Source organism: Phenylobacterium sp. NIBR 498073 (assembly GCF_027286305.1).
Lineage (GTDB): Bacteria > Pseudomonadota > Alphaproteobacteria > Caulobacterales > Caulobacteraceae > Phenylobacterium.
The window spans coordinates 1,781,594-1,795,528 of sequence record NZ_CP114599.1 but is presented as its reverse complement, the minus strand read 5'-3'; the positions used below and the strand labels follow the sequence as shown (position 1 = coordinate 1,795,528).

Annotated in this window: 11 protein-coding genes; 2 read left to right on the top strand and 9 right to left on the bottom strand. The window is 64.1% G+C overall.

Annotated elements, in window-relative coordinates; genetic code table 11:
* Window positions 1-8 precede the first annotated feature (8 nt).
* Window positions 9-2,591: a TonB-dependent receptor gene (locus tag O4N75_RS08975; RefSeq protein ID WP_269629012.1), complete on the top strand. Its 2,583-nt coding sequence runs from the start codon at window positions 9-11 to the stop codon at window positions 2,589-2,591.
* Window positions 2,592-2,811: 220 nt separating this feature from the next.
* On the opposite strand, the gene O4N75_RS08970 is transcribed toward O4N75_RS08975, so the two are convergent.
* From O4N75_RS08970 to O4N75_RS08935, 8 genes are all read right to left on the bottom strand, one after another.
* Complete coding sequence (locus O4N75_RS08970) at window positions 2,812-4,155, bottom strand: MFS transporter (protein ID WP_269629011.1); 1,344 nt, start codon at window positions 4,153-4,155, stop codon at window positions 2,812-2,814.
* 136 nt (window positions 4,156-4,291) lie between these two features.
* Window positions 4,292-5,428, bottom strand: coding sequence for an acyl-CoA dehydrogenase family protein (locus O4N75_RS08965; protein ID WP_269629009.1), 1,137 nt, complete (start codon window positions 5,426-5,428; stop codon window positions 4,292-4,294).
* A gap of 42 nt (window positions 5,429-5,470) precedes the next feature.
* The gene (locus O4N75_RS08960) at window positions 5,471-6,673 is read right to left on the bottom strand and encodes an acyl-CoA dehydrogenase family protein (protein WP_269629008.1); all 1,203 of its coding nucleotides are present in this window, start codon (window positions 6,671-6,673) and stop codon (window positions 5,471-5,473) included.
* A 323-nt stretch (window positions 6,674-6,996) separates the two neighbouring features.
* Entirely contained in the window at window positions 6,997-7,722 is a 726-nt protein-coding gene (locus O4N75_RS08955; RefSeq protein WP_269629007.1) for a TetR/AcrR family transcriptional regulator, read from the bottom strand.
* 216 nt (window positions 7,723-7,938) lie between these two features.
* On the bottom strand, window positions 7,939-8,259 hold the full coding sequence (locus O4N75_RS08950; RefSeq protein ID WP_269629006.1) for a 2Fe-2S iron-sulfur cluster-binding protein: 321 nt from the start codon (window positions 8,257-8,259) through the stop codon (window positions 7,939-7,941).
* 178 nt (window positions 8,260-8,437) lie between these two features.
* Window positions 8,438-9,214 (bottom strand): TetR/AcrR family transcriptional regulator, encoded by a 777-nt coding sequence (locus O4N75_RS08945; protein ID WP_269629005.1) that lies wholly within the window; start codon window positions 9,212-9,214, stop codon window positions 8,438-8,440.
* 98 nt (window positions 9,215-9,312) lie between these two features.
* Window positions 9,313-10,188 (bottom strand): SDR family NAD(P)-dependent oxidoreductase, encoded by an 876-nt coding sequence (locus O4N75_RS08940; RefSeq protein ID WP_269629004.1) that lies wholly within the window; start codon window positions 10,186-10,188, stop codon window positions 9,313-9,315.
* Window positions 10,189-10,452: 264 nt separating this feature from the next.
* Entirely contained in the window at window positions 10,453-11,055 is a 603-nt protein-coding gene (locus tag O4N75_RS08935; protein WP_269629003.1) for a TetR/AcrR family transcriptional regulator, read from the bottom strand.
* A 228-nt stretch (window positions 11,056-11,283) separates the two neighbouring features.
* Here O4N75_RS08935 and O4N75_RS08930 point away from each other — a divergent pair, with 228 nt between their 5' ends.
* Window positions 11,284-12,390 carry an alkene reductase gene (locus O4N75_RS08930; protein ID WP_269629002.1) on the top strand — a complete coding sequence of 369 codons (1,107 nt, stop codon included), beginning with the start codon at window positions 11,284-11,286 and terminating at the stop codon, window positions 12,388-12,390.
* Between the two features lie 114 nt (window positions 12,391-12,504).
* Here O4N75_RS08930 and O4N75_RS08925 read toward each other — a convergent pair whose 3' ends face one another.
* Complete coding sequence (locus O4N75_RS08925; protein WP_269629001.1) at window positions 12,505-13,791, bottom strand: cytochrome P450; 1,287 nt, start codon at window positions 13,789-13,791, stop codon at window positions 12,505-12,507.
* Window positions 13,792-13,935: the final 144 nt, after the last annotated feature.

Sequence of the window (13,935 nt, the reverse complement as noted above, 5' to 3'; positions counted from 1 at the left end):
ATCAATCCATGACTAACAGAGCGCATTTGCGCCTGGCATTGCCTTGTCGCCTTCGGGACGCGTTGGTCTGCGGCGCCTCGGCCATCGTGATCGGCGCGCTCGCGACCGGTCCAGCGTTGGCGCAGGAGGCCTCAGGTTCGTCCAGCAACATGATCGAAGAATTGGTCGTGACCGCTGAGAAGCGAGAACAAAGCCTTCAGGACGTCCCCGTCGCCGTCTCAGCCTATACGAGCGAGAAGCGCGATGTCCTTGGCGTGAACTCGGTCGAAGACATCGCCCGCATTACGCCGAGCGTGAGCTATACAAACAACGACCGGATGTCGATCCGCGGGCTTGGCCGCCTGACCAACGCCATCGGGACCGATCCTAGTGTCGCGCTATATTCGGACGGCATCTTCTCGAACTCCATGTTCGATTCCTCGACGCCCTCCCTCTTCATCGAGCGAACTGAAATTCTCCGCGGACCGCAGGGCACGCTCTATGGACGCAACTCGATCGGCGGGACGATCAATATCGTCTCGAAACGACCGACCGAGGAGTTCCAGGCGGAAGTTCGCGCCATGGCCGGCAACTATGAGAGCTACAGGCTCGACGGGTTGATGAGCGGGCCGATCGCCGACAACCTTCGCTTCCTGGTCGGCGGCTACATGGAACGCCGCGACGAGGGCTTCATCAACAATATCGGTCCGGCGAGAGATACCGCTGAAATCCGCCGCTGGATGTTCGAGGCGCAACTCGAAGCCGACCTGGGCGACAACACGGTGGCGCGTCTGCGCTATACCAAGTTCGATTGGGATGACAGCTACGGCGTTGGCAATACGCTGCTCAACAACCTGTCACCCTACGACACGACGTCGCTCACCGGCATCGGCACCAGCGCACTCTACTATAACACCTCGTTCGGCTTCACGAGCCCGAACCCTGGCGTTACCGATCCCTACACGCAAAATGTCAATGCGCCGAGCTACGGGTCGCTCGACAACCACCATCGGCTTCACTTCGACCTGACAAGCGACCTCGGCTGGGCGACCTTGAAGTACATCGCCGGCTTCCAGCAGTACGACTACAATACCTCGACCGATTCCGACGGAACGCCGCAGACCGCGACGCGGAATATCCTCGTCGACCTCGACGGCCCCGGCCCACTTCCCGCCTTCACCGCGACCGGCGTGTCGACGGACGCTCGGACCTTCTATGAAGAGCGCCAGAGCTGGTACTCGAACGAGATCAACCTTTCGTCCAACAGCGACGGAGCGTTGAACTGGATCGTCGGCCTCTACCAGTACTATCAAGAGTACGATCAGCCGCAGGGCATTCGCGTGGTCGGAGATCCGGCCATGTTCACCCCGCTGAGCCTGCAGGGGACCCCCTCACAGCGCAACGATCGCGGCGCGTTCGTCTCGGTTGATGGCCATCTGGAAACCAAGTCCTATGCCGCGTTTGGGCAAATGGACTGGAAGTTCGCCGACACCTGGACGCTCACGGCCGGCCTTCGCTACACCTATGATGAGAAGACCGGCTACGACATCGCGCGGTATGTGGCTCGTATCCCGACCCTGGCCCTAGCCTTTGGCGCGGCCGCACCGCCGGCCGTGGCCCAGGGCTTCGCGGTCGACCTGACCACCCAGCAAGTGTGTGGTGGAACGACGATCGCGTCCTGCGCAGCCAATCCCCTCACCGCCAACCTGGTGGCCAATCCGACCGGCGGCCTGCGCCGTGATCTCTCGGGGGATTGGGATGCGCTTACCGGCACGCTCGGCGTGCAGTGGGAGCCGGAGCCCGACACCAACATCTACCTGCGCTACTCCCGCGGCTATAAGTCGGGCGGCTGGCTTGGGGCCAACGGCCTGTCCCCAGATCCCTATGCCGACCCTGAGTACGTCAACTCCTACGAGCTTGGCGCCAAGAAGACCTTCGCAGGCCGTCTTCAGATCAACTCTGCGCTGTTCTATACTGACTACAAGGGCTTCCAGGCGCCGTTGACCGTCCCGCTCGGCACGATCACCGCCACCCAGTTCCTCAATCTCGACGCCACCATCTGGGGTTTCGAGCTGGAGAGCCAATGGGCCCCGATCGACAATCTGCAGATCATGCTCAACTACGCCTATCTGAACACCGAGCTTGATACCGGCTGCTGTTTCGTCGACACGGCGGACCCGTTCGCGACGACCCCAGGCGCTCAGCCTGCGGCGCCGGCCCCAGGTGGACGTGTGGCCCAGTCGGTCGTGGGCAACGACTTGCCGCTGTCGCCGGAAAACAAGGTGACGCTCGGGGCGAACTACCGCTTCGAACTCGATGCGGGCACCCTCACCTTCAGCGGCACCGCGACCTATATCGATCCGCAGTCGTCGACGTTGTTCAACAACCCGATCTACAGGACCGAGTCGTTCACCACTGGCGATCTGCGGGCTCTGTGGCGCGATTCCGACGACCGCTTCACCGTCATCGGTTTTGTGAAAAACGTCACCGACGAGGTCGGCTTTGGCAGCTCGACTGCGAGCCCCTCAGGGGTCTCTGCGGTCGGCGCCCGCCGCCAGGTCACGCTGATCTTCCCGCGGACCTACGGGATCGAGTTCCAGTATCGCTTCTAGCAACTGCGGCGTCGGGCGGCCTTTCCGCCCGACGCCGTATTTACTCACCCTTGCAGCTGGATTTATCTGGGGCCCCGTAGCGCTATCCACGCGAGAGCTGGCGTCCGGCGCCGGATACTCGCCGCACTGGGCTCACGCCAGTTCGCTTCACCTTGGGCCACCTGCTCGCAAAACGACGAACGCCGCGAGGGAAACCGCCTTGACCAAGCGACCGCGGGGCTCACCTTCCCTCTGTCGCGCGCCTACGACGCGGCTCGTCCACCAGGAAGACCAGCACCAATAGGCCTGCAGCGAGCAGAACGACGGCGGCCCAAAACAGTGAGGCATAGCCGACGCTCGCGGCCAGGAGGCCGCCAACCAGCGGTCCGATCGCCGACAGGGCGCCCTGGACCGTCGAGAGAATAGCAAGGCGCATCGCCATGTCGTCGCGAGAGCCGAACTCGAGGACCATGGTCTGAGAGCTCATCAGGTATCCCGACTGGGAGGCGCCCAATCCGATGAAAGCGCCAAGCAGCAGGGTGAGATCGTGGGCGTTGATCAGTAACACGATCGACGCCGCCCACAAGGCGAGAGACACGATGAAGCTCGAGCGAAAACCGACCCGGTCACCGGCGGCACCCCAGGCGAGGTTGCTAAGCGTGTCGGCGCCAAGATAGGCCAGGGAAAGGTAGCCCAGTGTGCTCCCGTTGAGTTCGACCGATTGACCGGCAAAGAGGATGTAGAAGGGCGCTGCGATGCGGGCGCCGTTCGCCAGGGCGGTCGCGAGCAGAAAGTGGGCGAAGCCGCGGTCAGCGGCCAGAAGCGTCGGAAACTCGCGAACTCTGTCGATGACCCGGCTCTTCGGGCGCGCCGTGGGAAGCTCTGGCTCACGGATCAGCACGCGCAGCGCCGTGAGGCCCAGGCTGGTGAGCACCACCGCGATCACGAACGTCGTCGCATAGCCGTTTCCGAACAGGTTCGCCTCGACGATGTAGCGGCCCGCCGCCCAAGCGAGAACGGCCGCCACGACGCCGCCGACCACATTGCGCCAGGCCTGTAGCTGTCCACGGCGGCTGATCGGAATGACCTTGGCGAGCAGCAGTTGGAACGCCACGCCCTGCGGGCCCATGAAGACCCCGAGCAAGAACAGGAACGCCAGCGTGGCGTAGACCAGCGCCTCGCCCTTGAGAAAGAAGCCGGCGAGCGCGATGCCAAGGAATTGCAATCGCATCAGCGTGCCGAACAGCATGGCGGAGGGCAGAACCTTGGTGCGATGCTCGACCAGCGTCGCGCCGACCACAGGCGAGGCGACGCCACCAAGCTGCTGCAGCGACAGCGCCAGCCCGACCATGGCCGGCGAGCCGGTGATCAGACTCAGATAGGCTGGAAGGAAGGTCGGAGCGTTGAAGATGCGAAAACCGGTCTGCCCGAGCGTGCCGTGCAGGAAGTTTGCGACCATGTTCCTCGGGAGGTTGTCCCAAACGAACTTTTCGTAACGCGCTTCGCGCTCGGCGAGGCTATTGGCGTCGCTCGGTGGGACCGCCGCGGCCGTCACGCCCCGATCCTCTGCAAGGTCGGACTTCATCTGCAAACCTGTTGGTTGGTGACCACGCGCAGAACGCCGCCAGCCGCCCTGGCTTAACGTCGCGTCCCGCAGGTCTTCGTGCTCTGGCAGGCCCGTTCGCCCCGCGCCAAAGGCGCGGGGCGAAGCTCAGGTCGTCTTAGTAGCCCTGGATGCGGGCGTAACGGTCGCGATGGTACGACTGGCTGCCGTAGGCCGCTTCGGCCGCACGGGCGCGCTTCAGGTAGAAGCCCGCGTCGTGGGCGTCGGTCATGCCGATGCCGCCATGCATCTGGACCATTTCGTTGGAGACGAGGTGGAACACGTCGCCCATCTTGGCCTTGGCCAGCGAGACCAGCTCCGGCACGTCCGGGCTGCCGGCGTCGATCGCCGCCAGGGCGGCTTCGACGGCCGAGCGGGCCAGTTCCAGGTCGGTGAACATCTTGGCCGCGCGGTGCTGCAGGGCCTGGAACGAACCGATGACCTGGCCGAACTGAACGCGGACCTTCAGGTAGTCCAGGGTGGTTTCGAAGGCCTGCACGGCGGCGCCGAGCATTTCGGCGGCGAGGCCGGCGCGGGCGCGATCGAGGGTGGCCTCAAGCACGTCCCAGCCCTTGCCTTCGGCGCCCAGCAGGGCGTCGGCGCCGACTTCGACGTTGTCGAACGAGACGTTCGACACGCCGCGGCTGTCGGCTTGCTTCAGGTTCTGCTTGGTCACGCCCTTGGCGTCGGCGGCCACCAGGAACAGCGAGATGCCGTCCTTGTCGCCCGGCTTGCCGCTGGTGCGGGCCGAAACCACGAACAGGCCGGCGCCCGGACCTTCGAGCACGAAGGTCTTCTTGCCGTTCAGGACGTAGCCGGCGCCCGACGTCTTGGCTTCCAGCGCGACCTTTTCCGGGGCGTGGTGGGCGCCTTCGTCGACCGCCAGGGTGGCGACCAGCGAACCGTCGGCGATCTTGGGCAGGTACTCGCCCTTCTGGGCGTCGTTGCCGCCCAGGATCAGGGCGCTGGCGGCGGCCAGGCCCGAGGCCAGCAGCGGCGAGGCGGTGAGCGTGCGGCCCATTTCCTCAAGGATCAGGCCCATCGACAGGTAGCCGAAGTTCGACCCGCCGAAGTCTTCCGGGATGATGACCCCGGCCCAACCCATTTCAGCCTGCTCGTTCCAGGCGGCGGCGTCGTAGCCGAGCTCGACGCCGGAGTCGCGCATCTTGCGGAAGGCGGTGACCGGGCTCTTTTCCTGGACCCAGCTCTTGGCTGCGTCGCGGAGCATGCTCTGTTCTTCGTTCAGAACGGCCATGTCTAAAATCCTATTCTCGAAATTCTGTGGTTGTTCTGACGATCACGCGCCCTGGCCCATTTCAGGCAGGCCGAGGATGCGCTTGGAAATGATGTTGTTCTGCACTTCGTTCGAGCCGCCGTAGATGGAGCCGGCCTTTCCAGACAGCCACGACCGAACCGTTGAGAGTTCCTCGCTCGAGAAGGCCTCGCCCTCCCAGCCAAGACCCTGGTGCCCCATGAACTCGAGGGTCAGTTCTGCGCGGTCCTGAGCCACCTTCATGAAGGCGTTCTTCATGATCGAGGTCGCCGCTGACGGGCCGGCGTTGGCCTTTGATTCCAACGCGGCGCGCTGGACCGTCTGCTGGACCGTCCGGGCCTCCATTTCGTTCATGACAATGCGGGTGCGCAGGTCACTGTCGGACAGGCGGCCGGCGTCATCAGCCCCAATGTAGCGCTTGGCGGTGACCCCAAGCGGCTCACCCGAGCCGCCGCGGGCGCTGTTCATGCCGCTGCGTTCGTGTTGCAGCAGACGCTTGGCCACCGACCAACCGCCGTTCAGCGGCCCCACCAGATCCTCCTTGGAGACCTTCACGTCGGTGAAGAAGGTCTCGCAGAAGGGCGAATTGCCCGCGATGAGCTTGATGGGCCGGATCTCGACGCCGGGCTGGTGCATGGAGAACAGCACAAAGGAAATGCCTTCATGCTTCTTGGCCTGGTCAGTGCGCACCAGGCAAAAGATCATGTCCGCGTACTGGGCGCCGCTGGTCCAGATTTTCGAACCGTTGACGATCCAGTGGTCGCCTTTGTCCTCCGCCTTGGTCTGCAGGCTCGCAAGATCGGAGCCCGCGCCGGGCTCCGAGAAGCCCTGGCACCAACGGACCTTACCGGTGGCGATATCGGGAATGTACTTCAGCTTCTGCTCTTCGGAGCCGTATTCAAGCAGCGTGGGACCGAACATCGAGATGCCCATGCCCATGATCGGATTCATCGCACCGATCTTGACCATCTCCTGCGCCAGAACGCGGGCCTCCTGCGGCGACAGCCCGCCGCCGCCATAGGCCTTGGGCCAGGTCGGAACGCCCCAGCCCTTCTCGCCCATGAGGCGTTTCCATGACGCCTGCACCTCGGTCAGCTGACCCGCGCCATTGAACGCCTCGGTGTGCGTCGCCGGCGACGCACCAAGCTCTGCTGGAAAGTTCTCAGCAAGCCAAGCCTTCGCTTCGGCCCGGAAGGCGTCCAAATCAGTGCCGCCGAAATCCGCCATGGATCCATCTCCCTGTTTGTCTCAGGCCCGAGCGCCCGGCGCCCTGCGGCCGGTGCCTCCTCGAACCAGTTCGGCGCGCATCAGCCGGCTTCGAACGACGTTCCACAATCGCCCCTTGGTCGCAGGCGCAGACAAATGCGGTGGATCGCCGGGCCCCCTTGATGAGTGTTCGCCGGGCGTCGAGAAGCTTGTCGGAGACAAACTAACCGGCGGGGGTCTGGCTGCCGTTCGCGAACTCAGGCCCCTAGGCGACGGCTGTACCAGGCTGAAGACGACTGCCTGCGAGGCTGGCCGGCGCCCCCACTCTTTCGCGCTCCTGAGCCCTACTCCGGATGGTAAACAAGGTAGGCCGCGCCAGCGAAGAGCTTCTCGAGCACGTCGTCTGGCGGGCGGCCGTCTGGATACGACGACATGGTCGCCGCCATGCCACGGCCCAGAGCCCAAAGCGCAAAAGCGGCGACGGACTTGTGCTGCGCAGGAATGCGATGGTCGGCTACGACCGCAGCTTCATACGCCAGGAAAGACTCGTGCTCGGCGTGCCGCAGGCTCTCATGTCGCGACATCAGCCGTTCGTCGAACATGAGCGAAAAGAGTTCTGGGTTTTCCTGAGCAAACCCGAAGAAGGCCCGCGCCCCGCCACGGATTGGGGACTCATCGTCCGACTGAAGAGACATGATGTCGGCGCGCAGGTCGGCAAAGCCTTGGATGGCCAGGTTTAAGAGCAGATCGTCCTTGCTGGCGAAGTAGTGATACATCGAGGCGGCGCCGATACCGCCCGCGACTGCGATGGCCCGAAGGTTCAGCTTCTCCACCCCCCGCTCGGACAATACCTTGGCTGCGGCGCGCAGCGCCTTGGCCTTCAGGCTTCCGACTTCGTGGGAAGGTTTTGGCGTCTTCATCGTTCTGACCCAGACAGACAGTTCACGGGCATTGCGGGGACCCGCCGATCGCGTTCCGATAGGCTTGGGGGCCACGGCGTTCGATCCCTGGCCGGCGTGATTGGGCCGCACTGCTGGGGAGCCGTTGATCGGCCCCGTCGCATCGGTCATTGGGAAGGCCCACGGCCTAGGCTGCGCACGGTCTTCGGCAGCGCTCCGCGGTCCAATTCGGCGGCTCATATCGCGCTCCCTCCCGCTTGGCTGCACGGCCTAGGCTGGATGTTGGACCCGCAGGCGGGTCTGCATGACGGCCCGTCACGGTCTCAGCTCGACCATCACGCCGCAGTCGAGGCGCCGCCAGGCCGCGCGACGCCCCTCAGCCACAGTCTAGTGTTGGCTTTCCGGCAGCATCAGTTCCAGGCCGTCGAGGCTGCCGACGAGCTTGATCTGACAGCCCAGCCGAGAGTTGGGGGTCACGTTTTCCGCAAACTCAAGCATGCTGCGCTCCATCTCCGATTGGGGTTCGAGCTTCTCGAGCCAGGCGTCCGGGACATAGACGTGGCAGGTCGCGCAGGCGCAGGCGCCGCCGCAGTCTCCATCGATCCCCGGCACCCCATTTCGCACGGCGCCTTCCATGACGCTGGTCCCATCCGGAACCTCCACTTCACGGGTTTCGCCGCCAAAAATCTGGTAGATGAGCTTAGGCACTCGTTCCTCCTTTCCTAATAGGTCAGGGAGGGTTGAAAGGCTTGAAACGGCGTTCGAAAAGGCCTGATCGCGCCTAACAGCTGCGACGTCGCGTCCGTCGTTGAAAATCGGGCACACCGCAACGCGCCGGGCGTTCGCACCTGTGCCGCCCCTGGAGGACGAAGCTGCGCGCAGATGACTATCGCGCAGGTCCAGCATCGCTCGCGATTGCCAGCTGGGCGTGGTCCAGCAGAAACGCAGCGCCCGCAAACAGGCGCTGAGTGAGCGCGGCCGCGCATTGATCAGCCGGTTGCGATGAGATTATTCCGGCGATCCCGCGTCCGAGCGCCCAGATCGCAAGGGTCGCGTTCGACTGGTGCTCGCGTGGAATGCGATCATCAGCCTGCACGGCCGCCTCGTAGGCATGTAGGGCCCGCGCTTCGGCCGCACGCAGGACTTCGTGACGTGCGAGGAGGCGCGAATTGAACATTAACGAGAAAAGCGCCGGCTGCGCGCAAGCGAAGTCTACAAAGGCTCGTCCCCCCGCACGCATCGACGAGCCGAAGTCCGGATCGCTCTGCAGCCGGATCATTTCACGGTGCAGGTGGTCAAATCCGCGGACAGCCAGATGTAGCAGCAAATCGTCCTTGCTACCGAAGTAGTGGTACATTGAGGCGATGCCGATGCCCGCCAGATCGGCGATCGCGCGCAGGTTCAGATCTTCCACGCCCTGGCTTGCTAGAATTTTCTCGGCAGCGGCCACAGCTCTGGACTTGAGATTGTTCACCTCGAGCGAGAGGTGCTTGGCCCGGCCCTTGGCTCCGCGCATCAATGCGCTGGGTTGATCATCAGCTGGGGTTGCAACCGCATTGAAGTCGTGCGCGCCGCCAGACCGGGCGATCCAGTCGGGCGCACCCTCGTGCGGCTCGAAGCGAGAACCAGCCTCCTGATGCGCGGTCGCTTTTCCTTGCAACATCACCATCCCTCACACGATCAGAGCACCTCGCGGGCGAGCGCCCCCAGCTGCGTTGAAATGAACGGCGCCAGCTACGGTTCGAAGCTGGCGCCGTTGGACTATCCGTCCTTGGCGGTCCGCTCCGGCGCAGCCGGGAAGAAGACCTTGTCGGCGGCGGCGGCCACATCCTGGGCGGTATAGGGCCGTCCCGGGGCGAAGCCGTCCGTCTGCATCATCTTGATCTCCCGCACGCCACGGAAGGAGACCGCCAGCACCTTGCCGGTGTGGTCGGCGGCCAGGTCCGAGGCCATGTAGAGCACGCCAGGCGCGACGTTCTCCGGGAGCGACAGCGGATCCGGCTCTTGATCGCGTCGGCCCGGCAAATCCGAGGTCATGCGGGTGAAGGCGCCGGGGGCCAGGCCCATGACGCGGATGCCGTACTTGCGTCCCTCGATCGAGAGTACGCGCATGAAGCCATAGATGCCGGCCTTGGCCGCGCCGTAGTTCGACTGGCCGAAGTTGCCGTAGAGACCTGAGGTCGAGGACGTCATGATGATCGTCCCAGGCTTGCCGTTGTCCTTCATCCACTTCCACACCGGCATGGTGCAGCAGTAGGTGCCCTTCAGGTGGACCTTCACGACCAGGTCCCAGTCCTGCTCGGTGGTGTTGGCGAAGGTCTTGTCGCGCAGGATGCCGGCGTTGCAGACCAGGATGTCGACCTGGCCGAAATTATCCAGGGCGGTCTTGAGGATGTTCTCGCCGCCCTCGATGGTCGAGACGTCGTCGGTGTTGGCCGCGGCCCTGCCGCCGGCCGCGATGATGTCGTCGACCACCTTCTGCGCCGCGCCCCGGTCCGAGCCCGAGCCGTCGCGCGGTCCGCCCAGGTCGTTGACGACGACCGCCGCGCCTTCCTTGGCGAACAGCTTGGCGTAGGCCTCGCCCAGCCCGTTCCCTGCGCCCGTAATGATGGCGACTTTTCCGTCCAGCAGACCCACGCGCGTTCCTCCTCCGCAACTTTCGCTCACCCGACGATCAGCGCGCGTAAGCGTCCTGTTGCGGCGGGTCACCTGCCGATCGCCATTACCACTTCGCTCGACACGGTACTCGTTCGTAAACACATTGGCCGCAAGCGACAAGAGCCGCAGGGGAAAGTTCACCTAGGGGCAACCTCGGGCCAAAGCGGCGGCCGCCGCAAGATCCAGCCGGAATGGGCGCTGCGCGACGTGGCCGCGGCAAAGCGCCACCCGTCGAGCAGCGCCCTAGGCCGGCCCGTATGCCCGCACGAATCGCAGCGCCGCCTCGCGCGCCACATGTTCGAATTGCGGCTCTAGTGACTCTAGAGTCGCGCCGAGCAGACGATCGATCTGGCGCATTCCCACCACCATGCTCGCGAAGAACTCGGCAGCTTGGCCGGGATCAGGGCAGTTCAACTGGCCTGCGGCATCCGCCGCCACCATGAAGACCTCCAGCGCCCTCACAACCTTCTTGGGGCCCGCTTCGTAGACCGCCGTGGCCATCTCAGGGGCCGCCCCCACGTTGACCGCCGCCAGGCGCGTAATCGCGACGTCATCCGAAGCCAAGCATGTTTGCAACAGCAGCCGAGCGAAAGCGTAGAGCGTCGCTTCAACATCGGCGAAGCTGTCGGCCGCTTCGAGCGTGGCCGCGATCGCCATTGGGCGGCGAGTCGCGAGCGCCAGGACAAGGGCTTCCTTCGAGCCAAATCGGTTGTAGAGGGTCTGTTTGGAGACCCCCGCCTCCCGGGCTATCTCCGCCATGGATGCCTGTGCTCCACGCACTTTGACGACCTTCGACGTCGCGGTGAGAATGGCCTCGAGGCGGTGCTGGCAGACAGTTCGCGCCACCTCCTAGTCTCCAATTCGCGCCGGGACGATGGCGGCAGCCTCCCGGCCTCTCATCAGCGCTGCCTGCGCATCGCTCATCTCCTGCATGTCCTCCGCTCCATCGCGCGGATCGCGTCCATTGATTTTACGATCCGGTTAGATAGCATACCCATTACGTAACATCGATAGGCGGCGTGGCGATTGCGGACAAGCAAGATTGCGCGCCACCTTCTCGTCGGCGAGGTGATCATGCCGCTCTTCTCCAATTTCCAACTAGGGGGCCTTACCCTCCCCAACCGCATCGTGATGGCCCCGATGACGCGCTCGCGCGCCAAGACCGAGTGCGCCGACGAGCTCACCGCCGCCTACTATGCTCAGCGCTCGACCGCCGGATTGATCGTGAGCGAAGGCGTGCCGATTTCCCGCGAAGCGGTCGGCTATGCCTTCCTGCCGGGCATCTCAACTGACGAGCAGGTCGCCGGCTGGCGCCAGACAACGAACGCCGTCCATAAGGGCGGCGGACGCATCTTCGCTCAGCTCTGGCATGTCGGCCGCGTGTCGCACACCTCGCTACAAGAAGATGGACGCCAGCCGGTAAGCTCTACAACCCAGCCCGCGGCGGGTGATCGCGTGTTCGCCTACGCTTGGCGCGATGACGGCAGCGTGGGCTTTGTTCAGCCAAGCCCGCCAAGGGCTCTCGACACTTCTGAAGTCTCTAGGGTGGTCGCGGACTACGCCTCGGCCGCCCAACGGGCGCTCGCAGCGGGCTTCGACGGCGTCGAGGTCCATGCCGCGCACGGCTATCTGATCGAGCAGTTCCTAAACCCCAAGATCAATTACCGGTCTGACCAGTACGGCGGTTCTCTTGAGGCGCGCGCCCGGCTACTGGTTGAGGTGGTAGACGCCATCGCGGCCGTAACTGGGCCAGAACGGCTTGGCGTGCGCCTCTCACCGAATGCGAGCCTCCTCGGCGCGCCGCCCTATGAGGGCAATCCCGAGACCTACCTTCACGTGATCTCCGAACTCGGGCGCCGGCAGCTCGGCTATTTACACTTCAGCGACACCGGCGTGCGCGCCGGCGCCCGAGCGGTCGACGATCAGTTCCTTCGCCAGGCTCGAGAGCGCTTCTCAGGCGCGATCATCCTGGCGGGCGGTCTCGACAAGGAACGGGCCGAGCCGCTTGTGGCTTCCGGTCTGATTGACCTTGCCGCCATTGGACAGCCGTTCATCGCCAATCCCGATCTGGTGGAGCGCCTCCGTCGGGGCTGGGCTTTGGCCAAGCCGGATCGGGATACATATTATGGCGGCGGCGGCGAGGGTTACGTCGACTACCCCAACTACGTGTCCGCAGGCTGATCGGTTGGCCGCGCTCGCGGCGCTCAACGCCCAGCGTACGACCTTCTAAAGGGTCGCGGACGGCCAGCATACGTTGCTGACCGTCCGGCCCACACCCCCAGCACAGGTCAATCATTAGGTCCGGTAAGGGATGATCACCGGCAAGGTCTCGTAGCCATGAACGAAGGCCGACCAGTTCAGGACCGGTTCGCCGACCACTTTGATCTCAGGGAAGCGCTTGAGGATTTCTTCCCAGATGATGGTCAGCTGCATCTCGGCCACGCGGTTGCCGACACAGCGATGGACGCCGAAGCCGAACGACATGTGCTGGCGGGGCCGCTCGCGGTCGATGATGAATTCGTTGGGTCGCTCGATGAACTCATCGTCGCGATTGCCCGAGATGTACCACATGGCCACCCGGTCGCCCTTCTTGATGGTCTTGCCGCCCATCTCAACGTCGCGCGTCGCGACCCGGGCCATGTGCGCCAGCGGAGTCTGCCACCGGATGGTTTCGGACACCATCGAGAGGATCAGGTCCGGGTTGGCGCGCAGCTTGGCGTATTGATCGGGATTTTGGTTCAGCGCATGCACGCTGCTCGAGATTGTGTTGCGGGTGGTGTCGTTGCCGCCGACGATCAGCAGGATGACGTTGCCCTGGTAGGTCTCCATCGGCATGTCCCGGGTCGCCGGATTGTGCGCCAGCATCGAGATCAAGTCGCCGCGCGGCTCTGAATTGACCCGCTCGTTCCAGAGTTCATGGAATGCGTTGAAACATTCGAACATCGCCGCGCCCTTCTGTTCCCACGTCTCAACGGGGCCGTGGCCGGGCTGATTCATGATCATGTCGGACCACCAGGGCAGCTTTCGCCGCTGCTCGAACGGGAAGTCGAACAGGGTGGCCAGGGTCATAGCCGTCAGTTCCTTCGACACCAGGTCGACCCAATCGAACTCCTGGCCGATCGGCAGGGAGTCGAGGATCTGACCTGCCCGCTCACGAACTTGCGGAGCCATCGCGTGCAGATTGCTCGGCGCCAGCGTCGGACTGACCGCTTTGCGCGCAAAGCTGTGCTGGGGCTCATCCATCGTAATGAACCCGGCGCCGCCGCGACGCCGCTCTCCCATGATCTTGATCTGTTCGGCCATGGCCTCCTGATTGATCAGCGTGATGCCGTCGGCGGACGAGAAGGCTTCATGATTGGTGTCGACCGCCATGATGTCGGTCCACTTGGTAATCGACCAGTATGGGCCGTACTCGCTGTCGGGCGTGAAGTGGATTGGATCCTCGCGGCGCAGGCGTTCGAACACCGGCCAGATCGTGTCGTCGTAGAAGCGAGAGACCTTGGCGGGGTTGAGCTGCTCAAGCGGCATGGCGGCGATCTCGGCGGCAGCGTCAGCGGCCTGGATCTTGGCTGCAATGTTCATGGTGTTCCTCCCGTTCGCGGTCGGCCGCCCGAAAGGATGAGCAGCAGCTCGCACCTCGTTTCTTGATCTTCTTCCACGACGGTGTTCCTCAATCGCTCACATGTCAACGTCGATTGACTTAGCGTGAAGGGCGGCGACAGCCCC